A 26323-nucleotide genomic window follows, 5' to 3' on the forward strand; every position below is an offset into this window, starting at 1 on the left:
GCTGCGCTCAATGTGAGCCGACCCTCCCCCTCCAGGGGAGGGTGAAGAGCAGCACCTACCTGAACACGTGCAGCGCCACATATTGCAGCAGCATGATCGCCTTGGCGTCGATGATGCGGCCGTCGGCGATCATCGCGAGGGCTTCGTCAATGGAAAGCTCCAGCACCTCGATGTCCTCGCCCTCGTGTTCGAGGCCGCCGCCGTCGCTGACGCGCATCTCGGGCTCGTATTCGGCGACGAAGAAATGCAGCTTCTCGGTGATGGCGCCCGGGCTCATGAAGGCCTCGAACACCTTGTGCACGTGGTGCAGGCGATAGCCGGTCTCTTCCTCAGCCTCGGCCCGGATGCGCTCTTCGGGCTCGGCGTTGTCGAGCACGCCGGCAGCAGCCTCGATCAAGAGGTCGTCGTAACCGCGGATGAAGGCCGGCAGGCGGAACTGGCGCACCAGGATCACGGTCCGCCGCGCAAGATTATACGGCAGCACGGCGGCGGCATTGTCGCGCTCATAGGTCTCGCGATGCTGGGTCTGCCACTCGCCATTGGCGCGCCGGTACTCGAAGGTCGTGGTCTTCAGCGTGGTCCAGCCGTCCGAGAGCACGCGGACGTCCTTGATGCGGACGCGGTCGGAAATGGTCATGGCTAGATCTCAATTGCTTGGCGTGGTCGCGCGGCCGTCGAGCCACTTCTGGAACATCACGGATGTCGACAGCTCGAAGCCGAGCGAACCGTAGAACGCGTTGGCCTGCGCGTTCTCGCGCCGGACCAGAAGCTGCAGCTTCGAAATCCCGGCGCTTCGCAGCCAGTCCTCGGCCGCCGTCATGATGATGCGGCCATAGCCGCGCTTATGACGGCTGGGATCGACGGCGACGTAATAGACCCAGCCGCGATGGCCGTCATGGCCGACCATCACGGTGGCGACGATCGCGCCATTGTCGCGGCCGACCAGCACGGTGGAATTGTCGCGCCGCCGCGCCAGTGCGATGTCGGCATGGGGATCGTTCCAGGGGCGCGTCAGGCCGCAGCGCTGCCACAGCGCGACGACGCCCTCGACATCGGCGTCGGAGATGGGCTCGATCGCAAGCGGAGCCGGCGAGAGGGAAGCGCTCACAGCACCTTCCCCGGATTCATGATGCCGAGCGGATCGAGCATCGTCTTGATCGCGCGCATCAGCTCGATCGCGGTCTTGTCCTTCACTTGCGGAAGCTCGTCGCGCTTGAGCACGCCGATGCCGTGCTCGGCCGAGATCGAGCCGCCCATGCGCAGCACGATCTCGAACACCACCGCGTTCACATCATGCCAGCGCGCGAGGAAATCGGCGGTGACGGCGCCGATCGGCTGGCTGACGTTGTAATGCAGATTGCCGTCGCCGAGATGGCCGAACGGCACCGGCCGCGCGCCGGGGATCAGCTTCACCACGGCCGCATCGGCTTCCGCGATGAAGTCGGGCACGGCCGCAACCGGGACCGAGATGTCGTGCTTGATCGAGCCGCCTTCCGGCTTCTGCGCCGCCGACATCTCGTCGCGCAGCTTCCAGAACGCGCCGCGCTGGGCGAGGCTCGCCGCGATCACGGCGTCGTCGACGATCTCCTCCTCCATGGCACGGGCGAGGATCGTCTCCAGCGGCGTGCGGGCATCCTCGCTCGGCGATGACAATTCCATCAGCACGTACCAGGGATGCTTATCTGCGAGCGGATCGCGCACGTCGATGCCGTGGCGGACGGAGAAATCCACCGCCAGCTCCGACAGCAGCTCGAAGCTCGTCAGCGCATTGGCGGCTTCGCCTTGCGCGATGGTCAGCAGCTTTAGCGCTGCCGCCGGCAATTTCAGCCCGACGAAGGCGGTCTCGATCGCCCGCGGCTTCGGAAACAGCTTCAGCGTCGCCGCCGTGATGATGCCGAGCGTGCCTTCGGCGCCGATAAAGAGGTTGTGCAGATTGTAGCCAGTGTTGTCTTTCTTCAGCTTCGACAACGAATTGAGCACGCGGCCGTCGGCGAGCACCACTTCCAGGCCCAGCGCCATCTCGCGCGCGACGCCATAGGCGAGCGCCGCGGTGCCGCCGGCGTTGGTCGAGAGATTGCCGCCGATGGTGCAGCTGCCTTCGGCCCCTAACGACAGCGGAAACAGCCGGTCGACCTCGGAGGCCTTGGCTTGCGCGATCTGCAGCACCACGCCGGCCTCACACGTCATGGTGTTGGAGGCGGTATCGACCTCGCGGATCTTGTCGAGCCGGCGCAGCGACACCACCACCTCGCCATTGTGCGGGGTCTGGCCGCCGACGAGCCCGGTGTTGCCGCCCTGCGGCACCAGCGCGATGTTGTGCGCGGAGGCGAGCTTGCAGATCGCGGAAACCTCCGCCGTCGAGCCCGGGCGCAGCACCAGCGGCGAGCGGCCGTGGAACAGATTGCGCTCCTCGGTGACGTAAGGCTCGATGTCAGTCGGGTCGGTGATGGCGTGGCGGTCGCCGACGATCTTGCGGAATTGCTCGATCAATTCGGGCGCAAGCGGCGGGGTGGCAGGCTTGTTGATGTTCATGTCCTCGTCTCTTGCTTCAACGCGCCACCGCGGCGCGGCGCAGCCGGTCGTTGATCGCCTCGCCCAGACCATCTTCGGGAATCGGCATCACCGCAATCGCCCGCGGCGCTTTCGCATCGAGGCTGCGAAGATAGCCGAACAGATTGGCCGCGGCTTTATCGAGATCGGCGGTGGGCGACAAATTCATGACGGCCGAGGCGGCGTCAAGGCCGGGCAGGCGCTCCGGGCCGAACGCCAGCAGCGCTTCGCCCGGCGCGACCTCACGTGCATTGAGCCGCACATGGGCGCGCGGTGCGTAGTGCGAGGCCAGCATGCCCGGGGCCAGCGGCTGGCTGTCGTCGCTGCCAGCCTCCGCCGGCGGCCGCGTCAGCTTCGCGCCCAGCACCGCCTCGATCCGCTCGCGCGAGAGCCCACCGGGACGAAGCAGCATCGGCGCGTCGAAGCAGCCGACAATCGTGGATTCAACGCCGACCGTAACAGGCCCGCCGTCGATGATCAGGTCGATCCGCCCGGCAAGGTCGCTCTCGACATGCGCGGCCAGCGTCGGCGAGACGTGGCCGGAGATGTTGGCCGAGGGCGCCACCACGGCGCCGCCGAAGGCGCGCAGGATCGCCTGCGCGACGGGATGGGCGGGGATGCGGATCGCCACCGTGTCGAGGCCAGCCGTGGCGAGATCCGCCACCGGGCAGTCCTCGGTCTTGGGCACCACCAGCGTAAGCGGCCCCGGCCAGAACGCCTCCGCAAGCGCCAGCGCGCGCGCATCGAACAGCCCGATCCGCCGCGCGGCTTTGAGATCCGCAACATGCGCGATCAGCGGATTGAACGCCGGCCGGCCCTTGGCGGCGTAGAGATGGGCGATCGCGACCGCATTGGCAGCATCCGCCCCGAGCCCGTAGACCGTCTCGGTCGGAAACGCGACCAGCCCGCCGGCCGCAAGTCGCCGGGCGGCGGCTTCCGCGCCGGCTTCGCCGGCCGGCAATATCAGCGTTTCGACACCCGTCTTCACAGGGATAAAATTCCTCATCTCGGCCGCTTGCAGTGCGTCAAGCCCGACGCTATAAGCCGCCTTCTTGTCGGAGTGTGGCTCAGCCCGGTAGAGCACTGCGTTCGGGACGCAGGGGTCGCAGGTTCGAATCCTGCCACTCCGACCAAGATTTCAACTACTTATAGTTTCCGGGGCGTCGTTCCGCAATGAAATGCGCAATGAAAAGCCTCTTGCCTCCGGGGATAACGCGCTCACGACCTCTTCCTCAAGCGTGGGTTGTGACATTATCAGCTTCCGCAGGGAGGGCTGAGTGTCGAGTCCATTTCAGAGGATTGTTCTTTTAAATGGATTGGTTGCTCGGTCGATTTCAAAGGCTCCGAGCCACGCCAAAGTTCCGATCGTCTCCGGCAAGAGCATGTTCGACGCTCTCGAGGAGCGACGAAAAGCAGCGTGGGCTATTGAGTTTTTCGGAAAGTCAGAGACCGAGAGAGAGTCCGAAGAGACGGACGATGAGCGGAAAATCCGGTGCGCCGGATTGAACTTCATCTGGCTCCGAGATCTCAAGTCTCATACACGCGACGGTTTTCGATACTATCAGCTTCTGCTGGAATACGTTGATCAGCAAAAGACAACATTCTCCGTCGTCGACACAGCAAACTTGAACGGACGGGATATCTCCGGCCACGAAAATGAACGCGGGTGCGTGTCAGCCCATGTGGTCGTTCGCACCCCGGTCGTGGCCGTTGATAGCGGCGACTACCGATGTGTGATCGAAGTTGCACACTCAATAAACCGAAAAATGATTGAGGATTTCCTGTGTCGGCAGCTTCGCCGATGGGCAACGCAGGACGAACTCTCATTTGACGTACCGGTGCCAGATCCGAAACGAGGAAATGTGCTCAAGCCCTACCGATTCAATCCCCGCCTGGAACTCCACGCCGATGTTGGACGGAACGTCGGGTCTGCCACTGGTCCAGGTGCTGAAATTTCCTATCTAATCTTTACCAAGAGCAAAGAAAAACAATCGATTGCCGGTAAAACCCATGTGATCAATGAGGAATTTGACGCCCAAGTTCAATTGAAGGTGTCCGCCAAGCAGGGACCAAACGACCCTAAAGCACGTTTCGAATGGATGAACGCCCTGCGAACCTACTACACACAGCGCGGGTACAAGATTAAGGTGTCATTCCGGCACGTAAACGGTGCGATGATCACCGGGTCGTTGCCGGATGCACTTGCCGGCGCTTCGGATCTGATGATCTGCACAAAAGATGTAATATCTCTCCAGGCAGCCAGAGAGTGGTACACGACAGTCAACCGCGATGTCGTGAAGCAGATGGAAGCCTTGCTGGACAAAGACTCGCTATGGAAAGGTCACGGATAGAGTATCTGGACGTGGAACAGGGCGGGACGCATTCGCGACTGCGCCTGCTTGCTCCTATCCGCTACCTTTCTATCCGTCATCCAGAGAAGCGCCGGTATGACGTGATCGTTCCATTATCCGTCGCACTGGTGGCATGGATCGTTTACGTAGGCGTCCAACCACGCGCCCCACTGTTCGGCGATGCTGGGTTATTGCGGTTTGCCAGAGACCTATTGATCATGGCTGTACCGTTTATGGTGGGGGCGCTGGCGGCAGTATCGATGGGCGCGCCAGGTAACAACATTGATCGAAGGCCAATGGGAGCTGAGCTTTGGCTGGACAATGACGCCCTGACTATGCGCCAATCCCTTTGCTTTCTGCTAGGTTATCTGAGCTTCTTGGGCCTTGTGACGCTATTCGCTGTCGTGGGCGCTGGCTTGATGAGGGACGCGGTTATCAGCTGGACAGCAAGTGCTCCGTTGGCTCGAACAGCGGTCTGGGCAATCGGTAGCTTGATCCTGTCTATGCTTTTGTCGTTCTTGTCGGTGACTGTATTTTGGTCGCTCTATTTTCTGACAGACGTTGCTAACCGCAAGGGGAATTAGCGTCGTCCCCCAAACGCTTCGGCCGCCTCTTCCTGGAAATCTGGATGGTGATGGCCATAGTTGGCTTCCAGCTGCTCCACGGTCATCCCAAGCCAGCCAGCGGCTTCCCACATATCGACGCCAGCTTGCATGAGCCAAGTCGCGGCGGTGTGGCGCAAGGAGTGGCGAACCACATCATCGCCCAGTCCCGCATCCTCCAGAATTCCTTCCCAAGCCGACCTGATCTTGCCGGCAAGCGGCTGGCCATCGTGGATGCGGTTGACGATGAATCGTATCTGCTCGCCGTTCCTCATGATGCCCGCTGCTCTGAGTTCGGAGGAACGCTTCTCGTCGATCTTACGCCAGCGGACTAGGTGAGGGCGCAGCCGGCTGGCGATCTTCGCGGGCGGGCGTCGCTTCTTGGTGGACCGCTCCAAGGCTCCCTTGCCTTGGTACACCATCGCGTCCAGATTCATCCAAGGATGAGTCGTTGTCGATAGCCACTGTGTGCGGCGGATCGTCTCTTCGCGGCGCGCGCTGTAAATGCCGACCAACATGAAACGCGCCGCCGGATAGCGACGGCGGATGATCCACCGCTCACGTCTCAAAAGCTTGCCATCTTCACCACGCTTCCAGGTCTCTCGCTCATTGTCCCACACGTAACCAATCGCTGCTGCGAGTAAGCGAGCGGCTTCATTGCGTGTTAGCCACCGGTGACGCCCCTCCGCCTTTGGAGGCAGGGTGATCTTTGGGACCACGCTAAGTGTGTGTTCTGCGTGATAGACGTTGACCGCAGCCCGCAAATCCTCAAGTCGGCGTCGCGCGGTCTGATCTGAGACCGAGCTGTTGCGGGGCTTGATGCCTGCCTTTCTGTTGTTCTCGTTCGGCGTGCCAGTAGACCAGTCTACGAAATCACGACAGAGTTGGGCTTTGAGCTCGCTGACCGTCTTGTCGCCAAAGAAGGTGTTGAGGTCGAGCAAGCGAATGAGCAGCAGATCGTGTTGTGCCCACGCGCGTTGGTCGCTCTTATCCTTGGGGCGCTTTGCAATCTCGTAAGCAGTGAGAACATCAGCTATGGCGAGGGCGCCCGGGTCAGTGGCGCCGATTGTACTAGTATGTCGCCCGCCGATGTAGGTTTCGAGTGCCTTCGCAGCGCCATCAATGTCGTCGCGGCCGAAGCCTGTGCGGATCTGCCGGCCGCGGTCGAGGATGATCCAGGTCTCATCGTCGTCTCGGAACCAGAGTCGTGGTGGCTTGGCTTTGCGGCCCGGCATGACGGCTTGACCAGTTTGCGGATGGCGCGAGGTGTGGTCAAATCTTTGCCTGCCACTTTGGCAATTTCAAGAGTCCCAGTCGCTGCGGCCCTGCGCAACGATGATAAGGTCAATGGACCGTGCGGAAAAAATACGGTAACGGCCTCGATCAGCGTCATCACTTCGTCCTCCCCCCACTGTGCAGGATCGGGCCGGGCTTTGGCGCGAGCGAGTCTATCGATCTTACGCTTCGGCATATCTTGAACGCGGTACTTGTGAGTGCGCGAGGCCCTTCGGATCGGCCACCCGTCCAAGGTGTATGCGAAATCTGCTCTTCGAGAAGCGCGCCTCTCATTACATGCGGCAATTGGCGGTTCCCGAGTGCAAAACGGACAATTCGAGACTCTTAATCAGCGGGTCCCAGGTTCGAGCCCTGGTGCGCCCACCAAGCAAATCAAGCACTTACAGCAGTGCACGTCAGAACGGACCATTCGGTTTGACGTCCGGTTTGAGAAATCTGTTCATTGTCCGTACGCCGATGGCGGGATGGCTGCGCGTTACCGCAGCGGCTAGCTCGTTTCCGCGGCGGCGTGGAGCACTCTCTCACGCAGAAGCCTTGGCGACCGAGGACGCTTTCACCTGGAATCGTTCCACATCCCAATCCGTGGTTCCTACCCGTACACTTCGCTCAGCTTTTTGATCGCTGACTCCGCGAGTTCGAGCCGGCCACCCAGGTAGTGCGCGTCCAGAATCTCCTGCACGATCTTCATCGAGTGGCCGGTGATCGAGGCGATCTCCGGCACCGAGCAGTTGGATAGCGCGAGGCGCGTAACAGCAGTGCCGCGCAAATCATGAAAGTGCAGGTCCTTCAAGGACGTTTTCTTAAAGGCCTTGTCCCAGCTTGTCCTGAAGCCGTCCTCCGTCCACGGCCGTCCGAACGAATTGACCAAAATGGTCACTGCAGAGCGCCTTTCCTTGAGCGCAGCATCAAGCGCCGCCTTTAGCGTCGGCCCCACCGGTATGGTTACACGGCGCCTGCCCTTGCTGCCGCGTCCCTTAGACTGACGCATCCGGATGTACGTGCCATCGTAGTCCTTCCAAGTTAGGCGCAGCAGGTCCCCTTGGCGCTGGCCCGTCCACAGTGCAAGCAGTAGAGCCGCCTGCAGCTCAACGGACGCAACGCTGCAGAAGGCCCGGATGTCCTCGGCGCTCCACACGATCTCCGATCGATCAGAGTCGTAAAGCCGCGCCGCAAACGTTCACTGCGATCTTGCCGCGATCCTTCGCAACCGACAGAACACGCGCGATCGTTGTCCAAACGTAGTCCGCCTTGCGCGGCGTATCGGAGAATGAATCACGAAACTCTTTGAAGTCACCCCTCGCGCGCTTGTCTTCGAGAGCGCCGATTGGCATCAATCCAAACTTGGCCTCGATGAGCTTGAGATATCCGTCGTAAGCGCGCTTACTCTTGTCGCCGAGATCTTTGTACTCGCTACAGTCCTTGAAGTAGTCAATGAGCGAGCTGAACGTCTCGGCAGTCTTCGTTGTGTACGACGACACTGCTTCGTTGTAGAGCCGCATAAACTCCGGTGTGCCGGGTTCCGCGTCAATGCGCGGGCCTCCTTTCCAAGCGTACCAGTAGGTCTTCGATGTACCGTCAGCGAGCTTTTTATGGACCAGTTGATCCCTTTCAGCCGCACTCGCATTCTGGGAAGCCTTCCATGCGTCGTATGGAGTTAGTTGAGCTTCAATCTTAGGCTGTAAACCAGATAGCCGGTCAAGGGCCGCGTCAATAGCTTTTCTATCCCATTTGCGTGGTTCCGGGAATCGGTCTAGGCATGATTCCGCGTCGAACCCATTCGGTGAACGCCGAAAGCGACTCGCAGCCAGCGTAAGCCGCAGCTTGTTTTTTTAGAGATGCCACGCGGCTCGGTCACCCTGTGCTCCACTGCTGTGAATGGCGCCGGATTGCGAGCAAACCCGAAAATACGGCTGAACAAAGAGCGTCGGATCGGCTGTCGTATGTTCAGCCAGCCTGGCGTGGAAATCGGTCAGGGCATGATCACGGACTTGGAGTGGAACATGATGCGGCACGCGGCAAGAGCGAAGGCGCTCGAAATCTGGACAAGCTTCTAAAGATTAAGAAGCACTGCTTTGCGGAGTTTTGTGCCTGCGTCTGATCAGCGCCGCGTGCGGGCGTTCTTGGTGTTGAGCTGCTTTGGTCTCGATCGCTTGTCCTGTGGTGCTGGCGCACAACGGTCTTTAAGTGTTACTAGCTTGGCGATCGCTCGAGCCAAAGCGTCAGGGGTATCGAAGCGAGCGATTCCACGGCGAACGCGAGCCCTCTCAGAAAAGTTTATGGTTTGTTTCGCTTTCCCGTCGGCCGACAGCAGCACGTAATCGAGCACTGACTCGTTATGCTCAGACAGCCTGATGGCGGCGATCCAGCCCTGAGGCAGGCGTGCCCTGCGCTTGATCGACCAATACGGCGCTCGATTTTGCCTTCCGCAGCAGAGGGCTGATCGAATTGAGATGTTGACCGATCCACGCACGCGCAAGTAATCGGTCCGGTTGCTAGAGATGATGCGACCACCAGCTTTCCTGATGGCCATGGCGATGTGAGAGCCGAGCTTGGCCTCTTGCTCTGCCCAGCGCGGGCGCGACTCGAGAAATGCATAGTTTCGCTTGGGAGTGTAGCCGATTAAGCGATACACGTTCATCATGCTGCCGAAGTGAGTTTGATAGGTGGAAGCGCAGGGAAGGCCGACCGTGCTGGCTATGATAGCAGAGCTCAGGCGCCCTTCCTTGAGCAGCGTTTTGCGTAGACGGGCAAGCATCTCCTCTTCAGTGATATCGACACGCCGTTCCTCAATGATCTTGTTTACTTTCAGGAAGACTTCGCGTTCGATGATCGGCTCGATACATCTCTCGCTGGTGATCCAAAGCTCGGGAGGATTGCAGGTGCAGGTCCGCCGCAGCTTGCGTGATCGGCGGTTGAAGGTCAGGTTTCCAATGTAGTTCTCGTTTCTAAGCACCATGTTAACCGCTGCGCGCGTCCACCGAACTCCCGTGCTCGTGAGTATGGCCCTCCGGTTTAGCTCCCGGGCGATAATCGCTTCCGACTTTATCTGCAGAAAGCGCTCGAAGATCCACTTCACCACGGCTACTTCCTCGGGAATGCCGGGGCGCACTCGGACGTGATCAGTCATGAGGTATTTTTGGTCACCGTTCTTCAGCACGCCTCGCGACCGCTGACTCTGATCGACAAGTTCTCGCAAGAGAGCATAACCAGGGCGACCTCCAAGCTTGAAGCCAAGTCGGGCGAACCGGCACTGCGCAGCGTGAACCTTCGCCGAAAGCTCACGACTGTACTCGGCCGCCATTACGCGCTTGATGTTTTTGATGATGCTGGAGAGCACGCTGCCGTCATTATCAAACTGCTCAGCACAATACACGATGTTGATGCCTGCCTGTTTGCACACGAATTCGTAATACGCGCTCTCATCGACGTCCTGAAAGCGGCCCCACCGGCTTACGTCATAGACCAGAATATGACCGAAATCGGCTGCTCCTGTTTGGACATCCTTGATGAGCTGTATAAGACCGGCCCTGTTCTTGATGAGCAGGCCGCTCTCTCCCTCATCGCGATAGGTTCGTACAATGGTCAGGCTATGGGCGTGCGCGTATGCTGCAATCACAGCAGCCTGATTCTGAATCGAGTATTGCTGCCGTTGTGTCGACATGCGGACATATTGTGCCGCTCTCATGCCGAGCTGCGATCGTACCGGATGAGCCTTATAGATCTCGAGCGCGTTGGCCATCATTCTCGCTCCCGAAAGTTACACCGGAGCAAATCAAACATCTATGCGACGCTTGCAGCAATAATTACATCAATTGAAGAAAATAGTCCCGCCATCGCCGCCGGTATCGACGCAGTTGGGCGACCACCTCTCTTCGCAGCTCGCGTGCTAAGGAGCTCGTTCAAGGAGCATCTACAACGCCCAGCGGCGGAGGGCGCGATCCGGGAAAAGTATGTCTTCGGTGCGCCGTATAGTTAGCGCATTGGCGGTCTTATACTATGGCTGTATCAATCCTTCTCTGTAATCCGGAATAGATGGGAAGTGCATGTCTCGATCACTGCTCGGATAGGGTTTGAAAAAGCTGGTGCCAATGCCTGCTTTCTTCCAGCTCTGCTAGCAGATCACCGGCGGCTCCTCTGATCAGCCTCGTCTATTCTGGATGGCGCTTACGAGATAGACGCCTCACACCGCGCGTTGCAGGTGCGAGTGTTGGTATTATTCGGTCGCGCTAGCTCGGGTCCAAGCGTGGATCATCGAGGGCGCGACCAAGTAAGGCAAGCATTTCGACTCACGCCTCACTACATTGAGACTGAGATTGAGGGCGCGCCTGGACGACAAACCATGGCATTGGTTTCTTAGCGGTGAGAAGGCCGAAACCAGACATTCCGTCGCGTCATCGCGATAGAGGCGGGCCGTCTGCTCAACCAAATGCCGATGGTGTCGTCAGGCAAACGACTCTTCTTTTCGGCAGAGCCTCCCATGTTTTAACGCGCTGAATTCGAGTGCGGAACCTGGCCTTTCGAGCAGCCTGCAGCCTCCTACCATGAGTGGCCGAATGGGAAAGACCCATTCCCACCGGAGCAGGTAATCGATGCTTGGAGCGCTTACCATCCAACGCGACTCTCGCTGATCCCGTCCAGGTACTTGCGCGATTGCACGATTAGCATGCCCGATCGTTCGATGAGCGAAGTGATGGCTTCATTTCGAGGCAGTCGTTTGCAAGGCTCGCCACACCGCACACGGTTACAGGTCCGAAAGGATCGAGCGCAACCTGAAATTACACCTGGTACTTCTGTTCGCCTTGCTGATGCCGTGAAGATCGCATTTCATTTAGGGGAATGACGGTCGCGGGTTTGCGTCGCGAGCGCGATCGGAGTCAATTGATTATTGAGAAGATTGCCGGCAAAGATTTACAACGCTGGCTCATATAGAACGGATGAGAGAGCTATGCCGCGAAGAAGCAAGGGCGCCCGACTTCAGCTCAAGGCTGCCCGCCGAAACAAGAGCGGAAAGATCACTCACCAGGCAACCTGGATCATCAGAGACAACGGCCGGGATGTCAGCACAGGCTGCGCTGCAGATGAGATTGCGGCCGCGGAGGAAAAGCTAAGAGACTACATAAGCTCTAAACATACCCCGAAGCGACGAATTCGCCACATAGACGATATCCCTATCGCGGATGTCCTCTCGATTTATATGGACGCGCAGCTGGACAAGCTTCGCGGTCGTTTCAAGGTCGATAGCGAGAGCGAAGATACGATTCCCGATATCCGCAAGTTGAAGAAGCGGATCGAACGGTTGAACGAGTGGTGGGGAGCAAAAATGCTGGGCGAGGTAAATGGGGAGGCATGTCGCTCGTACGCCAAGAAGCGCGGCAAGAGGGGAGGCGCGCGCCGAGACCTTGAAGACCTCCGCGCTGCCATTGGTCACCATACAGCAGAAGGATATCATCGGGAAATCGTGAAGGTGTCCCTGCCGGAGAAGGGCCAACCGCGAGACAAGTGGCTGACGCGCAGCGATGCGGCCAAATTGGTTTGGACCTGCTGGCGCTATAACGAAATGCAAAAAGGCTCGCGCCGTCCGATGGACGACGTGAAGGTCCCGACAAGCAAGCGTCCCCTTCGCCATCTTGCTCGGTTCATTTTGTTGGGCATCTACAGCGGAACCCGTGCGGGAGCCATTGCAGCCGCGTCTCCCATTCCGGCGATCGGTCGCTCCTATGTCGACCTGGAGCGCGGCCGCTACTACCGTCTGAAACAGGGCAGCTCCAAAACCAACAAGCGGCAACCGACAGTACCGATCCCCGTCCGCTTGCTTGCTCATCTACGGCGCTGGCACCGGATTGATCCAGAAGCGAAGCATTTCGTCGAGTACAACGGAAGGCCCATCACCTCGGTCAAAACGGCGTTCAAGAGTGCTGTGAGGCTTGCAGGGCTTGGTCCGGGCATCTCGCCTCACACTCTGCGACACACCGCGGCTACTTGGCTGATGCAGAGAGGGGCAGATCCTTGGCAGGCGGCAGGCTATCTCGGAATGTCGCTTGAGGTTCTGCTCAACACGTATGGCCATCACCATCCCGACTATTTGTCCGACGCCGTCGAGAAAATCGCCAAGCGCGATCCCGCCGGCGAACCAAAAGCGGTCGTATCTGGTGCGGTTTCTGGTGCGGTGATTCCGATCAGACGAAACGGGGCCTGATAAGTGGCTGATTCTATTGGTGGGCCCGGCAGGACTCGAACCTGCAACCAGACCGTTATGAGCGGCCGGCTCTAACCATTGAGCTACAGGCCCCGCCGCGAGGCGGCCGCAGGTAGCGCGGCCGGCAACGGTGCGCGGTCCGTTTACAGGGCCTGAGGCGGGGGTGCAATGCTGGCGCTGGTGGATGGGGAACGCCGGCACGGCATCATTGATAAATTTCGAATAACCGAAATTGGCGATGATGCCTGTATAACCCTGTTTTGCCCGACGAAGCAAACCGCGTTTTCGCAGGTTTTTTCGACGTGGGGCGGTAACCCATTGAAATCACTGGCCTCGTCTACTGTGCATGGGGTTGTTTTCGCAATTTGTTTGAGGGGGCCTGTTGGCCCCCTCGAACATGTGCGGCTGCGCTCGGCGGCACGGCCGCTGCCTAGTCCACCGAGACCCCGGCGAACTCGACCACCTTGCGCCACTTCGCGGTCTCGTCCGCGACCAGCTTGCCGAACTCGGCCGGCGTCATCGGCTTGGGGATGCCGCCAGTCTCGGCGAGCTTTGCCACCAGCTTCGGGTCCTTCAGCGCTTCGCCGACGGCTTTGTTGAGGATCTCGATCACCTCAGGCGGAGTGCCCTTCGGCGCGGAGATGCCGTAGAAGCCAACCGATTCGAAGCCCGGCACGGTCTCGGCGATCGCGGGCACGTCGGGCACGCTCGGCCAGCGCTGCGGCGAGGTCACGCCGAGCGCGCGGACGTTGCCGCCCTTCACCTGCTCCATCGCCGAGGGCAGATTGTCGAAGATCAGCTGCACCTTGTTGGAGATGATGTCGGGGAAGGCGACGGCCGAGCCGCGATAGGGCACGTGCAACATGTCGCACTTCGTCATCACCTTGAACAGCTCGGCCGACATGTGCACCGAGGTGCCGTTGCCGGAGGAGGCATAGGAGATCTTGCCGGGATTGGCCTTGCAATAATCGATGAACTCCTGAACCGATTTCGGCGGAAACGAGTTGGAGACGACCAGCATGTTGGTGAGCTGCATGATGCTCGCAACCGGGGTGGTGTCGCGCAAAAAGTCGAACGGCAGCTTCTTGTAGAGCGAGGTCGAGATCGCGTTGTTGGGCGCGACGAACAGCAGCGTGTAGCCGTCCGGCGGGGCGTTGATCGCAGCGGCAGCTGCGATGTTGCCGCCGGAGCCGGTGCGGTTCTCGACGATGAATTGCTGGCCGAGCCGCTCCGACAGCCACTGCGCCATGATCCGCGCTACGATGTCGACCGGGCCGCCGGGGGAAAAGCCGATCAGCCAGTGTACGGGACGATCGGGATAGGCTGCGGCGGCGGGAGGGGTGGCGCTGAAAAGACCCAACAGGACTGCGAGCCCGAAAACACCGTGACGCAAAATTCGCAACATGACACCTCCCATTGTTCTATTGTCGTTGCGCGGCATGCTTTCATAAAAACCGGCGGCTGCCTACATCGCCGCAAGTCGGTGTTGACGCAGGCCCGTCAGGGGCGACCATGAGATTCGCGATGATCCTTCTCGGTGCGGCGCTGCTCGCCAGCCCCGCCGCCGCCCAGACCGGAGGCACGGCCATTCCGACCGCGACGATCAGCTTGGGAACAGCGACGCCCGGCGGCGGCTTCCCGCTCTATGGCAACGCCTTCGCGGAGGTGATGAACGCGGCCGATCCGCATCTCACCATCGCCCCGCGCAACACCAAGGGCAGCAACGAGAATATCCCGCTCTTGGAGAAGGGTGAGCTCGATCTCGCACTGGTTGCGGGCGAGCCGGCCTACGAGGCTTTCGCCGGCATCGGCCGTGCGAAGGTAGCGCTGAAGATCCTCACCGCGATCTATTCCAACCCCGGCATGTTCGTGGTGCGCGCCGACAGCCCGTACACGACCATCCGCGATCTCGTCGGCCAGCCCGTCGCGTTCGGTGCCAGGGGCTCCGGCCTGCCGATCCTGGCGCGCTATGTGCTCGATGGTCTCGGCCTCAAGCAGGACGAGGACTTCAAGGCTGTTTATCTCGACCGCGCCGGCGACGGCCCCGCGATGGTCGAGGACGGCCGCGTCGCCGCGCTCTGGGGCGCCGGCATCGGCTGGCCCGGCTTTGCTGCCGTCGCTTCGAGCGCATCGGGCGCGCGCTTCATCGCGCCGAGTGCGGACGAGATCGCGCGCATCCGCGCCAAGCATGCGTTCCTGAAGCCGCTGTCCGTGCCGGCCGGCTCCTACCCGAAGCAGACCGAGCCGATCGCCTCGCTCGGTTCCTGGAGCTTCATCCTCACGCGCGACGATCTGCCCGACGACGTCGCCTACCGCCTCGCCAAGACGCTGCACGGCAATGAGGCGACGTTCTGCAATAAGCTCGCCCAGGCCTGCGAGACCACCGCCGCGAACACGGTCGCGGCCGCGCCGAGGCCGGAGCTGATTCATCCGGGCGTGATGAAGTATTTTCGCGAGATAGGGGTGGTGAAGTAGCTCTCTTACTTGCCTTCTCCCCTTGTGGGAGAAGGTGGCGCGAAGCGCCGGATGAGGGGTTGTCTCCGCGCATTCAAATGAGACTTGGGCTCGCGGTGAGAACCCCTCACCTGGCTTCGCTTCGCGAATCCACCCTCTCCCACAAGGGGAGAGGGTACACCGTCATCGCGGCCTCATATTCGCCAATCTCACTTCTTCACCAGCGGGCAGGCCGGGTCCGGCGGGCCGAACGCCTTGTCGCCGGAAATGGTCGTGAGGATCTTGTAATAGTCCCACGGATATTTGCTCTCCTCCGGCGTCTTCACCTGCACCAGCCAGAGGTCGTGCACCATCAGATTGTCCTCGCGAAGCTTGCCGTTGCGGGCGAAGAAATCCTCGATCGGCTTCTCGCGCATCTTGGCCGCCACTTTCAGCGGATCGTCGCTGCCGGTCTCCTTGATGGCGTTGAGATAGTGCATCACGCTGGAATAGACGCCGGCCTGCCACATCGACGGCATCCGGTTCATCTTGGCGAAATAGCGCTTCGACCATTCGCGCGTCTTGTCGTCCATGTCCCAGTAGAACGAGGTGGTCAGCAGCAGGCCTTGCGCCGCCTGTAGGCCGATGCCGTGGATGTCGGTGATCAGCGCCAGCAGCGCCGCCATCTGCTGGCCGCCCTTGAACACGCCGAACTCGGCGCCGGTCTTGATCTCATTCATGTTGTTGGGGGGACCGGCGGCAATGCCGATGATCTTGGCCTTGGAGGCCTGCGCCTGCAGCACGAAGGAGGAGAGATCGGGCGTCGCCAGCGGCGGCCGCACCGAGCCCAGCACCTTGCCGCCATTGGCGGTGACGACGGCGGAAGCGTCGCGCTCCAGCGAATGGCCGAAGGCGTAATCGTCGGTGATGAAGAACCAGCTGTCGCCGCCGCGCTTGACCACCGCATCCGCAGTGCCGACCGCGAGCGCGCGGGTGTCGAACACCCATTGGATGGCATAAGCCGAGCAGAACTTGCCGTGGAAGTCCGCGGTGCCGGTGGAGTGGGTGATGAACAGCCGCTTCTTCTCGTTGGCGATGGTCTGCACCGCGAGCCCGACCGCCGAGACGGGCACGTCCACGATCAGATCGACCTGCTCGACGTCGAACCAGCGCCGCGCCAGCGAAGCGCCGATGTCGGCCTTGAGTTGGTGGTCGCCGATCACGACGCTGATCGGCTTGCCGAGCACCTTGCCGCCGAAATCGTCGATCGCCATTTGCGCCGCGGTCACCGAGCCCTGGCCGGTCGGCGCCGAGGCCGGGCCGTTCATGTCGGTGAGCACGCCGATCTTGACGACGTCGTCGGAAACCTGCGCCGACGCCGCGCCGGACAGCAGGGTCGCCAGCAAGGCGGCCGCGACCGGCACTCCAAATCTGATTGGGTTCACGCTCGTCCTCCCTGATCCGGCTCATTGGCCGGTGTTGCTTGTCCGGGTATGGCCCGGTCGAATTGGTTTCTTTTGCAACTATTGGGGGGCTGGCGTCAATGTCAGGCTGCGAAGCGGATCTGTCCTGCGGGGGAGGGATCGTAGCCGGTCAGCTCCTCCGCGCGCTGGCGCAGCCGCCGCTCGTTCAGGAAGCGAAGCAAGGCCTGCATCGCGGGGCGGAAATAGCTGCGCTGCCGCATCGCGAGGTCGAAATTCTCCCAGACCAGCGGCACGAAATCGAGACCGGCCGAGCGCGCCGCGGCGCGCGTCGCGATGCCGCAATCGGCCTGGCCGGCGCGAACCAGCTCGGCCAGATCCGGGCCGGTCAGCGCCGGCGTCTCGATCCGGCGCAAGTCCCGCATCGAGGCGCCGGCGCGCTTGAGCAGCACGTCGAGCAGCATCTGCGCGCCCGTGCCCTGTTGCCGCATCGCCATCCGGGCCCCGGCTGCGAGCACGTCGGTCAGGCTGTGCAGGTGCTTGGGATTGCCGTGCGGCAGCAGGAGACCCTCTTCGCGGCGCACGAACGCGATCAGCACCGCATCATGCAGGTCCGGCGTGGTCCGCAGCGCTTCGATGCTGGCATCGCTAGAGAAATTGTCGCCGGCGTCGAGCGCGTGGAAGTGCACCGCCGCAGCCATCACCTCATTGCGCTGCAAGCGCTCGAGCCCGCGCGCGCTGCCCTCGCTCATCGATCCGAGCCCGGAGCCGGACTCGCGCAGGCTCCAATCGAGCAGTTCGTCGTGGCTGCCGCCCACGACCGGCGGCGGCTCGGCGATCAACATGCCGGCCGGGCGCGCGAGGCCCGACAGGACCCAGAGGTCGAGCTCGTGCCGTGGGAACAGCCATTTCCCCGTCACCTTGCTGCAGGGGATCGCACCGGTGGTGACGAGCTCGTAAAGCTTGCGTTCGCCGAGCCGAAGGTAATCGGCGGCTTCGCTGGTGGTCAGGAATTCCATCCTGCATTCCTATGCAAATTCTTGCTTCTTTTTGACGTCCGACGCAGGTGGAATTCTGCATTTCAGATATTTGTCGCAGGGAACCATGCCCGATCATCTCGCTGCTTTGCAACACATCCGCACGCGCGATCTCTGCTTTGGTGAACGATCCTAAAGAGATCGCGCGCCCGGTGCGCCGCGATGAAGTTGCCGAAATTTCCCGGCCGGCAGCGCGAAAACGCGTCACGAGTGCGGCGCAATCGATCATCATCATGACGGCGTCAAACCTGAGGGAACCCGATCATGGGCCGCCTGTCCGTTGCACTTGCGCTTCTCTGCGGCCTTGCCGCAGGCGTTGCGGCTTCGGCCGCGGAGGACCGCAGCATTGTCCTCGCTTCGACGACGGCGACGCAGGAATCCGGGCTGCTCGACTATCTGCTGCCGATCTTCCGCGACAAGACCGGCATCGACGTCACCGTGATCGCGCGGCGCGCCGACGAAGTGCTCGATGGGGCGCGGCGGGGTGAGGTCGACGTCGTGCTGATGCACGCGCGGCCTCAGGAGGAGAAGTTCGTCGCCGACGGCTTTGGCGTGAAGCGATACGACGTGATGTACAGCGACTATGTGCTGATCGGGCCGAAGAGCGATCCCGCGGGCGTAAAGGGCAAGGACATCGCGACGGCGCTGAAGGCGATCGAAGCCAAAGGCGCGCCGTTCGTGACGCGTGGCGATCGGTCGGGCACTCATGCCGCGGAGCTCGCGCTTTGGATCGTTGCCGGCATCGACATCGCGAGCGCCAAGGGCGCCTGGTATCGCGAGGCCGGGCCCGGCATGGCCGCATCGCTCGGGGCCGCGCGCGCGGCCAATGCCTATGTGCTTGCGGATCGCGGCAGCTGGATCGCGTTCAGCGATCGCGGCGATCTCGACATCGTCGTCGAAGGCGACCGGCGGCTGCTCAACCAATATGGTGTGATGCTGGTGAACCCTGCGAAGTTCCCGAACGTGAAGAAGGACCTCGCGCAGACCTTCGTCGATTGGCTGACATCGCCGGAGGGGCAGACGGCGATTGCCGGCTACAAGGTGGACGGGCAGCAATTGTTCTTCCCCAATTCGGACAGGTCGGGCGGCTGAGGGGTGAGGCCGGCACCGCCGGCGGTTGCCAAACCGGACGATGCATGGTCCTCATGGCGCATGACCCAGCGCCTGCCGCCTTCGCTCACGCCGCTCGACACCGCGCTCGCCGCGCTGCTGCGGGGCGTTGATCCCGTCGCGCCGATGGAGGTGCCGCTGGCGGACGCAATCGGCTGCATCGCGGCGGGTGCGCCGCTGCTTGCCGCCTATCCTTCCCGGGATGTTGCGGCCGTAGATGGTTGGGCGCTATCTGCCAACGATCTCGTCGGGGCGTCCGCTTACTCGCCCGTGCCGCTGGCAATGGCTCCTGCATGGGTCGAGGCGGGCGAGGCGATGCCGGCGGGATGCGACTGCGTGCTCGATGCCGACGCCGTGGAGACGTCGGGGCCGCTTGCCCAGGTGCTCGCAGAGGGCGCGCCGGGGCAGGGTGTCAGGCGCGCAGGCAGCGACATCACCGCGCGTAGGGCCGTGGGGGACGCCGGCCATCCCATCCGTGCGGCGGACCTGTTGCTGGCGCGTGCGGCGGGCGGGGACAAACTCGCCGTGAGGCGGCCGCGGCTGCGCATAGTCAATGTGCCGGGTGGGACGGTCGCGGCGCAGACGATTGCCGGGATCGCGCACACAGCGGGACTGGATGTGGAAACGCGTCCAGCGCGTGCGCGCGATGCAGCGTCGATTGCCGATGCGCTCGATGCGTCCTCCTGCGATGTCCTGCTGACCATCGGCGGCAGCGGCGTCGGCCGCCAGGACGCCGCCATCGCCGCCCTCGCCCGGCGCGGCGAGGTGATGGCGCACGGCCTTGCGCTGCAGCCGGGACGCACCGCTGCGGTCGGACGGCTGGGACGGGTTCCCGTCGTCGCCTTGCCCGGCTCGCCCGATTCCGCGCTTGCAGCTTGGCTTGCACTCGCGCTGCCGCTCGCGGACCGTTTGTCGGCGCGTCGGCCGCGTCGAAAAGTGTCGCTGCCGCTTGCGCGAAAGATCGCCTCCAGCGTCGGCATCACGGAGATCGCTTTGCTGGCTGAGGAACATCGTGCCTGGATGCCGCTTGCCGTGGGCGAATGGCCGCTTCAGGCCATCGCCCGTGCGGACGCATGGCTGCTCATTTCCGCCAGCGACGAGGGATTTGCGGCAGGTACGCCGATCGATGCGTATCTGATGCGGGCGTGATAAGGGTTCTGGCATGACGATGATCCCGAAATCACCGGACCGCAGCGCGCTCGAGCAGGAGCAGTTCCTCAAGATCCTGTCGCGCGAAGAGGCCTTGGCGCGCTTCGAGGCGGCCTTGTTCCCGCGCGCGCTTCGAACTGAAACGCGCAAGCTCGCAGCCGCGCTGGGCGCTGCCCTCGCCGAAGATATCACGGCAACGATCGACGTGCCGCCGTTCGACCGCTCCAATGTCGACGGCTTTGCCGTGCGCTCCGCCGACCTTGCGGCGGCCGGCGAGGGCGCGCCCGTGCGCCTCGCGCTGAATGGCGAGACCGTTCATTGCGGGACCGCGCCGACGCTGCAGGTGGCGGCCGGAACCGCAACGGCGATCGCCACCGGCGGTCCGTTGCCGCGCGGCGCCGATGCCGTGGTCATGGTCGAGCACACCCAGCCGGCCGGCCAGGATGCGATCGATGTCCGTCGCGCCGTGTCGCCGGGGCAATTCGTCTCGTATGCCGGGTCCGACATTGCGCGCGGCGAGGCGCTGCTGCGCGCCAGCACCATCATCGGCTCGCGCGAGATCGGCATGCTGGCAGCTTGCGGCATCGCCGAGGTGGGTGTCGCGCGCAGGCCGCGGGTTGCCGTGATCTCCACCGGCGATGAGCTGGTTCAGCCCGGCGAGGTGCTCGGGCCCGCCGAGATCTACGATACCAATGGCGCCATCGTCGCCGCCGCGGTCGACGAAAACGGTGGCGAGGCCGTCTTCCTCGGCGCTGTTCCGGACGACGAAGCCAGGCTCGAAGCCGCCATGCGCAACGCGCTTGCGGAAGCCGACATGCTGGTGCTCTCGGGCGGCACGTCGAAAGGCGCGGGCGATCTCTCTCATCGCATCATCAGCCGGCTCGGCGCACCCGGCATCATCGCGCATGGCGTCGCGCTCAAGCCCGGCAAGCCGTTGTGTCTTGCGGTGTGCGACGGCAAGCCTGTCGTGATCCTGCCGGGTTTTCCGACTTCGGCGATGTTCACCTTCCACGACATGATCGTGCCGGTGCTGCGCAGGATGGCCGGATTGCCGCCGCGCTCCGATGCCAAGGTGAACGCGACCGTGCCGGTACGCATCGCTTCCGAGCTCGGCCGCACCGAATTCGTCATGGTCTCGCTGGTTGAGGGCAGGGAGGGCCTCATCGCCTATCCCTCCGGCAAGGGGTCTGGTGCGATCACGTCCTTTGCTCAGGCAGACGGCTTTCTGCGCATCGATGCACTTGCCGACCAGATGCCGGCTGGCACCGAAACCGAGGTGACGCTGTTCACGCCGCATGTGCGCGTGCCGGATCTCGTCATCGTCGGCAGCCATTGCACCGGCCTTGATCTCGTCACCGCACAGCTGGCGCATGCTGGTCTCACCGTGCGCTCGATCGCGGTCGGCAGCCTCGGCGGGCTTGCAGCAGCCAAACGTGGCGAATGCGATCTCGCGCCGATCCACCTGTTCGACGATAGAAGCGAGACCTACAACACGCCCTATCTCGTCGAAGGTCTCGAGCTCGTGCCAGGCTGGCGGCGGATGCAGGGCATCGTCTTCCGCAAGGACGACAAACGTTTCGAAGGTCTTGGTGCAAAGGACGCCGTTGCGGCGGCGCTCGCTGATCCCGCCTGCATCATGGTCAACCGCAACCAGGGCGCCGGCACGCGCATCCTGATCGACCGGCTGCTCGGCGGCGCGCGTCCGGAAGGCTACTGGAACCAGCCGCGTTCGCACAATGCGGTAGCGGCGGCCGTGGCGCAGCACCGCGCCGACTGGGGCATGACCATCGCGCCGGTCGCCCACGCCGTCGGCCTCGGTTTCATTCCGCTCGCGGAAGAGCATTATGACTTCGCGCTGGTGAGTGCGCGAAAGCAACGGCCGGCAGTGCAGGCGTTTCTCGACGCACTCGGCTCGAACGAGGTACGCGCGTCGCTCGCGCGAGCGGGCTTCCGGCCCGCATAGACGAGGGACCACGACGCGTTCGAGCCATGAGAGGTCTACGGCTACGATGCCTGGTCGGTACGGCTGGCGGCCTGAGCGGCCTGCTCTCGCTTGCGCTCACGATCCTCGGCCTCGGCAAGCGCGCGCCGCGCGGCGGGTGGCAGCGGCTTTGGATCCGGCGGCACCTCGACGATGTCAGGCTTGCTCAGCTGCCTCGTGCGATCGATCGTCTCGGAGAGATCGAAGACGAAGTCGACGAATTCGAAGATCGTATTCAAGAGAGCGGCGGCCATGGCTTCGTCCGGGGAATGTCCAGACCTGTGGTCGCTCCCGCTCCAGGTCCGGTTCAAGACGTCATGAACTTGGCGGGGCGCCGCAGCGACCAAGGAACATGAGCCAGGTCATGACTGCATCGACGCCCCTCAATTTCCGCAAGATCGCTGCTCTCGTCGCGGCGGCCGGAACGCTGTTCTGGCTCTACACCTTCCATTACATCGCGAATGTCCCGCCCGGAGACGGCAGCGGCTTTCAATGGCTCGCGGTGTTTCCGCTGGGCATGGTCTTCGGGGCGTTCTTCCTGCCGGCCTGGGTGCTGGTTGCGATCGGCCGTTTGCCGCGCTTCACCACTGCCGTCGGCATTTGCGGCCTGATCGCCTTCGCGATCATCTGGGCGCAGCTCCTCAACGAGTTTCCGAAATCATAGAGTCGCTAAGACGCGTCATCCAGCGCCGCCAGCCGCTCGGCCTCGGCGATGTCCTCGACCGTGTTGGCATTGAAGAACGGATCGAGCGGCTCGATCGGCCACGTCACCGTCGCAAGCGGATAGCGCGCGGTCCAGCGGTCGATCTTGCGGAGGTCTTCGACCACGAGCGCGTGGCGCAGCTCCTCGCGCAAGGCGACGCGCCACAGGCCGATCACCGGATGCGACTGCTCGCCTGAGGCTGCGACCGCAAGCTGCGCATTCTCACGCGCGCGCGCCTCATGCAGCTGCGCGACGAGGTCGCGCGGCAGGAACGGGCAATCGCCGGCGGCGCTGAGCACCCATTCGATTTCCGGCCGGTTCGCCGCGGTCCAGTCGAGCGCCGCGAGGATGCCGGCGAGGGGACCCGGGAAGCCGGGCACGTCGTCGGCGACGACCTGCAAGCCGTACGCGGCAAAGCGGCCGGGATCGCCGTTGGCATTGAGAATCAGTCCGCTGCACTGGGACGCAAGGCGCGCGATCACGCGTTCCAGAATGGTGCGGCCGCCGATGGTGCGCATCGGCTTGTCGCCGCCGCCCATGCGCCGCGCGAGCCCACCGGCGAGCAGCACGCCGAGAGTCGGCGGAACACGCGCCGCGGAAATGTCAGTCGTCACCGCCTTCACCCTTGCGCTTGTGCTTGGCCGATTCCTCTTCGACATAAGCGAGGTTCTGGTCGTAGACGATGCGCTCTTCGCCTGCGAGCGCGATGAAGCGTTTGCCGCGGGTGCGCCCGACCAGCGTCAGGCCGACCTGCCTTGCCAGATCGACACCCCAGGCGGTGAAGCCGGAGCGCGACACCAGGATCGGAATGCCCATTCGGACGGTCTTGATCACCATCTCCGAGGTGAGGCGCCCCGTGGTGTAGAGGATCTTGTCGGACGCGTCGACGCCGTGGCGGTACATCCAGCCCGCGATCTTGTCGACGGCGTTGTGGCGGCCGACATCCTCGGTGTAGCAGAGCGGGGTCCCTTCCTTGCACAGCACACAGCCGTGGATCGCGCCGGCCTCCAGATAAAGCGAGGGCATGGTGTTGATGGTCTGCGTCATCTGGTAGAGCCAGGAGGTGCGCAGCTCTGCCTTAGGCAGCGCGACGCTCTCGACCGCCTCCAAGAGGTCGCCGAAGGCGGTGCCCTGCGCGCAGCCGGAGGTCTGCGTGCGCTTCTTCAGCTTGGCTTCGAAATTGGTGTGGTGTGAGGTGCGCACGACGACCACCTGGAGGTCATCGTCGTACTCGACCTCGGTGACCACGTCGTTATATTTCAGCATGTTCTGGTTCAGCAGATAGCCGAGCGCCAGATATTCCGGGTAGTCGCCGATCGTCATCATGGTGACGATCTCCTGCGCGTTCAAATAGAGCGTCAGCGGCCGCTCCATCGGCACCTTGATTTCGACCCTGGCGCCGGTCTGGTCCGTACCGGTCACGCTCTGGGTCAGGCGCGGGTCATCCGGATTGGGGACGATCAGGGGCACCGGGGCTTTGTCGATCTTCATCATGGCGGCGAGGTTAGCATGACATTCGGATCAAGCCGATATAAGCATGGCGGGGAGAGAGCGAAATGCCTCGGCTCGTCATTGCGAGCGCAGCGAAGCAATCCAGAGTCTTTCCGCGGCGGCAGTCTGGATTGCTTCGCTGCGCTCGCAATGACGCGGAGGGGCCGCGGTTCCACAAGGGACCTGATCGTCACGGACACGGAGCTGGAATGAAAGTCATCGGCCTTGCAGGCTGGAGCGGTGCGGGCAAGACAACGCTATTGACGCGGCTGATCCCGCATTTCGACGCGCAGGGCCTGCGCGTCTCCGTGATCAAGCATGCGCATCACCAGTTCGACGTCGACGTGCCCGGCAAGGATTCCTGGCGCCATCGCGAGGCCGGCGCGGCGGAGGTTCTGGTGGCCTCGTCGAAACGCTGGGCGCTGATGCATGAGCTGCGCGGGGCGGCGGAGCCGCGGCTGCCGGAGCTGCTCGACAAGCTCTCCGCGGTCGATCTCGTCGTGGTCGAGGGATTCAAGCGCGAGCCGCACCGCAAGATCGAGGTGCATCGTGCCGCCAACGGCAAGCCGCTGCTGTTTCCGGACGATCCCGGAATTGCCGGGATTGCGACCGACGTCGCGATTGACACGAGGCTGCCGACTGTCCATCTCGACGATATCGAAGGCGCGGCGGCATTGATGATACGGGCGGCGATGCCGGTCGAGGAAGCGGTAGCAAGAAGCGCAGCGACACGCTGACGAGGCACCATGGCGCAACTGTCGGACGATTGCTTTGCCTTCGGCGGCCCGATGATGTCGGTCGACGAAGCCGTCGGCCTCATCACGACGCGCGTCAACGCCATCGTCGATCTCGAGACGGTGGCGCTGGTCGATGCCGACGGGCGCGTGCTCGCGCGCGATCTGGCCGCGCCTTTGCCGCTGCCGCCGTTCACCAACTCCGCCGTCGACGGTTACGCCGTGCGCAACGCCGACCTTCCGGCAAGCGCAGAGCAGGCCTTCCCGCTTGACGGCCGCATCCAGGCCGGCGGCCTTGCGCAAGCGCCGATCAAGCCCGGCCACACCGCGCGCATCTTCACCGGCGCCCCGATGCCGCCGGATGCGGAGACGGTCTTCATGCAGGAGGACGTCCGCATCGATGCTTCAGGCAGGATCGTGCTGCCGCCGGGGCTGAAGCCCGGCGCAAATGTGCGGCCCGCAGGCGAGGACATTCCCCAAGGTCAGGTCGCGCTGCGCGCCGGCCAGCGCCTGCGGCCGCAGCACGTCGCCCTTGCCGCCGCGTTCGGCCTGACAAGGCTCGACGTCGTCAGGCGCATCCGTGTCGCCGTGTTCTCGACCGGCGACGAGCTCGCCTCGCCCGGCGAGCCGCGCGCCGCCTCGCAATTGTTCGATTCCAACCGCTTCATGCTGATGGCGATGCTGCGGCGGCTCGGCTGCGAGGTCAGCGATCTCGGCATTCTGCGCGATGAGCGAGCGTCGCTGGCGCGCGGCCTGAAGCAGGTCGCAGGCGGCCATGACCTGATCCTCACCACCGGCGGCGTCTCGACCGGCGAGGAGGATCACGTCAAGGCGGCGGTGGAGAGCATCGGCTCGCTGGTGCTGTGGCGGATGGCGATCAAGCCCGGCCGTCCCGTGGCGATGGGCATCATCGGCGGCACACCGTTGATCGGACTGCCCGGCAATCCCGTCGCGAGCTTCGTGACATTCGTCCATGTGGTGCGACCGACGGCGTTGGCGCTGTCGGGCGCCTTGCCGGAGCCGCTCTTGGCGATCCCGCTGCGCGCGGCGTTCACCTACAAGAAGAAGGCCGGCCGGCGTGAATATGTGCGCGCCTCGCTGCGGCGCGCGCAGGACGGCGGGCTCGAGGCGATCAAGTTCCCGCGCGAAGGCGCCGGGCTCCTATCCTCGCTGGTCGAGACCGATGGCCTCGTCGAGCTCGGCGAGGACATTACGAATGTCGAGCCGGGGCAGGACGTGGGCTTCCTGCCCTACGCCAGCCTGATCTGA

At 63.0% G+C, this 26323-nt stretch carries 24 protein-coding genes and 2 tRNA genes; 11 read left to right on the plus strand and 15 right to left on the minus strand.

Annotated elements, in window-relative coordinates; translation table 11 throughout:
• Window positions 1-55 precede the first annotated feature (55 nt).
• From I6F09_RS14805 to I6F09_RS14820, 4 genes are read right to left on the minus strand one after another with little or no spacing between them, the layout of a single operon-like run.
• Window positions 56-637, minus strand: coding sequence for an NUDIX domain-containing protein (locus I6F09_RS14805; RefSeq protein WP_225188385.1), 582 nt, complete (start codon window positions 635-637; stop codon window positions 56-58).
• A 9-nt stretch (window positions 638-646) separates the two neighbouring features.
• Window positions 647-1108, minus strand: a complete 462-nt coding sequence (locus I6F09_RS14810; RefSeq protein ID WP_225188386.1) for a GNAT family acetyltransferase — start codon at window positions 1106-1108, stop codon at window positions 647-649.
• Window positions 1105-2532 carry an FAD-binding oxidoreductase gene (locus I6F09_RS14815; protein WP_225188387.1) on the minus strand — a complete coding sequence of 476 codons (1428 nt, stop codon included), beginning with the start codon at window positions 2530-2532 and terminating at the stop codon, window positions 1105-1107. Before I6F09_RS14815 ends, I6F09_RS14810 begins: the two co-directional genes overlap by 4 nt.
• Window positions 2533-2548: 16 nt before the next feature.
• Window positions 2549-3556: an L-threonylcarbamoyladenylate synthase gene (locus I6F09_RS14820; protein ID WP_225138298.1), complete on the minus strand. Its 1008-nt coding sequence runs from the start codon at window positions 3554-3556 to the stop codon at window positions 2549-2551.
• A 50-nt stretch (window positions 3557-3606) separates the two neighbouring features.
• Between I6F09_RS14820 and I6F09_RS14825 the strand changes: the two genes are divergently transcribed.
• From I6F09_RS14825 to I6F09_RS14835, 3 genes are all read left to right on the plus strand, one after another.
• Window positions 3607-3683: transfer RNA gene (locus tag I6F09_RS14825), tRNA-Pro, on the plus strand.
• A 144-nt stretch (window positions 3684-3827) separates the two neighbouring features.
• A complete protein-coding gene (locus tag I6F09_RS14830; protein WP_225172643.1) occupies window positions 3828-4901 on the plus strand; it encodes a hypothetical protein in 1074 nt (357 codons plus the stop codon).
• Window positions 4902-4912: 11 nt separating this feature from the next.
• The gene (locus I6F09_RS14835; RefSeq protein WP_225142377.1) at window positions 4913-5485 is read left to right on the plus strand and encodes a hypothetical protein; all 573 of its coding nucleotides are present in this window, start codon (window positions 4913-4915) and stop codon (window positions 5483-5485) included.
• Here the strand turns inward: I6F09_RS14835 and I6F09_RS14840 are convergent.
• The 4 genes from I6F09_RS14840 to I6F09_RS14855 form a co-directional block, all read right to left on the minus strand.
• The gene (locus I6F09_RS14840; protein WP_225142378.1) at window positions 5482-6738 is read right to left on the minus strand and encodes a tyrosine-type recombinase/integrase; all 1257 of its coding nucleotides are present in this window, start codon (window positions 6736-6738) and stop codon (window positions 5482-5484) included. The genes I6F09_RS14835 and I6F09_RS14840 overlap by 4 nt on opposite strands.
• A gap of 650 nt (window positions 6739-7388) precedes the next feature.
• Window positions 7389-7934, minus strand: a complete 546-nt coding sequence (locus tag I6F09_RS14845) for a tyrosine-type recombinase/integrase (RefSeq protein WP_225142379.1) — start codon at window positions 7932-7934, stop codon at window positions 7389-7391.
• 13 nt (window positions 7935-7947) lie between these two features.
• The gene (locus I6F09_RS14850; protein ID WP_225188388.1) at window positions 7948-8298 is read right to left on the minus strand and encodes a hypothetical protein; all 351 of its coding nucleotides are present in this window, start codon (window positions 8296-8298) and stop codon (window positions 7948-7950) included.
• Between the two features lie 599 nt (window positions 8299-8897).
• On the minus strand, window positions 8898-10538 hold the full coding sequence (locus I6F09_RS14855) for a recombinase family protein (protein ID WP_225188389.1): 1641 nt from the start codon (window positions 10536-10538) through the stop codon (window positions 8898-8900).
• A 1206-nt stretch (window positions 10539-11744) separates the two neighbouring features.
• Here I6F09_RS14855 and I6F09_RS14860 point away from each other — a divergent pair.
• The gene (locus I6F09_RS14860) at window positions 11745-12995 is read left to right on the plus strand and encodes a site-specific integrase (protein ID WP_225142382.1); all 1251 of its coding nucleotides are present in this window, start codon (window positions 11745-11747) and stop codon (window positions 12993-12995) included.
• Window positions 12996-13012: 17 nt separating this feature from the next.
• Here I6F09_RS14860 and I6F09_RS14865 read toward each other — a convergent pair.
• Both I6F09_RS14865 and I6F09_RS14870 read right to left on the minus strand, forming a co-directional pair.
• Window positions 13013-13088, minus strand: a tRNA-Ile gene (locus I6F09_RS14865).
• Window positions 13089-13425: 337 nt separating this feature from the next.
• Complete coding sequence (locus I6F09_RS14870) at window positions 13426-14400, minus strand: tripartite tricarboxylate transporter substrate binding protein (RefSeq protein ID WP_225188390.1); 975 nt, start codon at window positions 14398-14400, stop codon at window positions 13426-13428.
• A 107-nt stretch (window positions 14401-14507) separates the two neighbouring features.
• Between I6F09_RS14870 and I6F09_RS14875 the strand changes: the two genes are divergently transcribed.
• On the plus strand, window positions 14508-15470 hold the full coding sequence (locus I6F09_RS14875) for a TAXI family TRAP transporter solute-binding subunit (RefSeq protein ID WP_225188391.1): 963 nt from the start codon (window positions 14508-14510) through the stop codon (window positions 15468-15470).
• A gap of 188 nt (window positions 15471-15658) precedes the next feature.
• On the opposite strand, the gene I6F09_RS14880 is transcribed toward I6F09_RS14875, so the two are convergent.
• A complete protein-coding gene (locus I6F09_RS14880; RefSeq protein WP_036011443.1) occupies window positions 15659-16873 on the minus strand; it encodes an ABC transporter substrate-binding protein in 1215 nt (404 codons plus the stop codon).
• A gap of 101 nt (window positions 16874-16974) precedes the next feature.
• A complete protein-coding gene (locus I6F09_RS14885; RefSeq protein WP_036011436.1) occupies window positions 16975-17868 on the minus strand; it encodes a helix-turn-helix transcriptional regulator in 894 nt (297 codons plus the stop codon).
• Window positions 17869-18150: 282 nt separating this feature from the next.
• Here I6F09_RS14885 and I6F09_RS14890 point away from each other — a divergent pair, with 282 nt between their 5' ends.
• From I6F09_RS14890 to I6F09_RS14900, 3 genes are read left to right on the plus strand one after another with little or no spacing between them, the layout of a single operon-like run.
• Window positions 18151-18978 (plus strand): substrate-binding domain-containing protein, encoded by an 828-nt coding sequence (locus I6F09_RS14890; protein ID WP_036026620.1) that lies wholly within the window; start codon window positions 18151-18153, stop codon window positions 18976-18978.
• Window positions 18979-19038: 60 nt separating this feature from the next.
• Window positions 19039-20145: a molybdopterin-binding protein gene (locus I6F09_RS14895; RefSeq protein WP_036026618.1), complete on the plus strand. Its 1107-nt coding sequence runs from the start codon at window positions 19039-19041 to the stop codon at window positions 20143-20145.
• Between the two features lie 13 nt (window positions 20146-20158).
• On the plus strand, window positions 20159-22108 hold the full coding sequence (locus I6F09_RS14900) for a molybdopterin biosynthesis protein (protein WP_225188392.1): 1950 nt from the start codon (window positions 20159-20161) through the stop codon (window positions 22106-22108).
• A 41-nt stretch (window positions 22109-22149) separates the two neighbouring features.
• On the opposite strand, the gene I6F09_RS14905 is transcribed toward I6F09_RS14900, so the two are convergent.
• Window positions 22150-22380 carry a hypothetical protein gene (locus I6F09_RS14905; RefSeq protein ID WP_225188393.1) on the minus strand — a complete coding sequence of 77 codons (231 nt, stop codon included), beginning with the start codon at window positions 22378-22380 and terminating at the stop codon, window positions 22150-22152.
• Between the two features lie 110 nt (window positions 22381-22490).
• Between I6F09_RS14905 and I6F09_RS14910 the strand changes: the two genes are divergently transcribed.
• Window positions 22491-22790 carry a hypothetical protein gene (locus tag I6F09_RS14910; protein WP_109145958.1) on the plus strand — a complete coding sequence of 100 codons (300 nt, stop codon included), beginning with the start codon at window positions 22491-22493 and terminating at the stop codon, window positions 22788-22790.
• A gap of 5 nt (window positions 22791-22795) precedes the next feature.
• Here I6F09_RS14910 and mobA read toward each other — a convergent pair whose 3' ends face one another.
• Window positions 22796-23452 carry a molybdenum cofactor guanylyltransferase MobA gene (mobA, locus tag I6F09_RS14915; RefSeq protein ID WP_225188394.1) on the minus strand — a complete coding sequence of 219 codons (657 nt, stop codon included), beginning with the start codon at window positions 23450-23452 and terminating at the stop codon, window positions 22796-22798.
• Window positions 23433-24323 (minus strand): formate dehydrogenase accessory sulfurtransferase FdhD, encoded by an 891-nt coding sequence (gene fdhD, locus I6F09_RS14920; RefSeq protein ID WP_036011418.1) that lies wholly within the window; start codon window positions 24321-24323, stop codon window positions 23433-23435. The genes mobA and fdhD overlap by 20 nt, the downstream gene beginning before the upstream one ends.
• Before the next feature lie 206 nt (window positions 24324-24529).
• Here fdhD and mobB point away from each other — a divergent pair, with 206 nt between their 5' ends.
• Together mobB and glp are read left to right on the plus strand one after the other, a co-directional pair.
• The gene (gene mobB, locus I6F09_RS14925; protein WP_225139053.1) at window positions 24530-25057 is read left to right on the plus strand and encodes a molybdopterin-guanine dinucleotide biosynthesis protein B; all 528 of its coding nucleotides are present in this window, start codon (window positions 24530-24532) and stop codon (window positions 25055-25057) included.
• A gap of 9 nt (window positions 25058-25066) precedes the next feature.
• Window positions 25067-26323 carry a gephyrin-like molybdotransferase Glp gene (gene glp / locus I6F09_RS14930; RefSeq protein WP_225139052.1) on the plus strand — a complete coding sequence of 419 codons (1257 nt, stop codon included), beginning with the start codon at window positions 25067-25069 and terminating at the stop codon, window positions 26321-26323.

It is taken from the genome of Bradyrhizobium sp. IC3195 (assembly GCF_020193585.1).
GTDB classification, from domain to species: domain Bacteria; phylum Pseudomonadota; class Alphaproteobacteria; order Rhizobiales; family Xanthobacteraceae; genus Bradyrhizobium; species Bradyrhizobium yuanmingense.

Excerpts from the sequence above, each read along its gene's own strand:
- I6F09_RS14815 (WP_225188387.1), bottom strand. The coding sequence starts at position 2,532 with ATGAACATCAACAAGCCTGCCACCCCGCCGCTTGCGCCCGAATTGATC.
- I6F09_RS14820 (WP_225138298.1), bottom strand. The coding sequence starts at position 3,556 with ATGAGGAATTTTATCCCTGTGAAGACGGGTGTCGAAACGCTGATATTG.
- I6F09_RS14895 (WP_036026618.1), top strand. The coding sequence starts at position 19,039 with ATGACCCAGCGCCTGCCGCCTTCGCTCACGCCGCTCGACACCGCGCTC.
- I6F09_RS14890 (WP_036026620.1), top strand. The coding sequence starts at position 18,151 with ATGGGCCGCCTGTCCGTTGCACTTGCGCTTCTCTGCGGCCTTGCCGCA.
- mobB (WP_225139053.1), top strand. The coding sequence starts at position 24,530 with ATGAAAGTCATCGGCCTTGCAGGCTGGAGCGGTGCGGGCAAGACAACG.
- I6F09_RS14905 (WP_225188393.1), bottom strand. The coding sequence starts at position 22,380 with ATGGCCGCCGCTCTCTTGAATACGATCTTCGAATTCGTCGACTTCGTC.
- I6F09_RS14875 (WP_225188391.1), top strand. The coding sequence starts at position 14,508 with ATGAGATTCGCGATGATCCTTCTCGGTGCGGCGCTGCTCGCCAGCCCC.
- I6F09_RS14805 (WP_225188385.1), bottom strand. The coding sequence starts at position 637 with ATGACCATTTCCGACCGCGTCCGCATCAAGGACGTCCGCGTGCTCTCG.
- fdhD (WP_036011418.1), bottom strand. The coding sequence starts at position 24,323 with ATGATGAAGATCGACAAAGCCCCGGTGCCCCTGATCGTCCCCAATCCG.
- glp (WP_225139052.1), top strand. The coding sequence starts at position 25,067 with ATGGCGCAACTGTCGGACGATTGCTTTGCCTTCGGCGGCCCGATGATG.
- I6F09_RS14850 (WP_225188388.1), bottom strand. The coding sequence starts at position 8,298 with ATGCGGCTCTACAACGAAGCAGTGTCGTCGTACACAACGAAGACTGCC.
- I6F09_RS14840 (WP_225142378.1), bottom strand. The coding sequence starts at position 6,738 with ATGCCGGGCCGCAAAGCCAAGCCACCACGACTCTGGTTCCGAGACGAC.
- I6F09_RS14860 (WP_225142382.1), top strand. The coding sequence starts at position 11,745 with ATGCCGCGAAGAAGCAAGGGCGCCCGACTTCAGCTCAAGGCTGCCCGC.
- I6F09_RS14855 (WP_225188389.1), bottom strand. The coding sequence starts at position 10,538 with ATGGCCAACGCGCTCGAGATCTATAAGGCTCATCCGGTACGATCGCAG.
- I6F09_RS14900 (WP_225188392.1), top strand. The coding sequence starts at position 20,159 with ATGACGATGATCCCGAAATCACCGGACCGCAGCGCGCTCGAGCAGGAG.
- I6F09_RS14870 (WP_225188390.1), bottom strand. The coding sequence starts at position 14,400 with ATGTTGCGAATTTTGCGTCACGGTGTTTTCGGGCTCGCAGTCCTGTTG.
- I6F09_RS14910 (WP_109145958.1), top strand. The coding sequence starts at position 22,491 with ATGACTGCATCGACGCCCCTCAATTTCCGCAAGATCGCTGCTCTCGTC.
- I6F09_RS14885 (WP_036011436.1), bottom strand. The coding sequence starts at position 17,868 with ATGGAATTCCTGACCACCAGCGAAGCCGCCGATTACCTTCGGCTCGGC.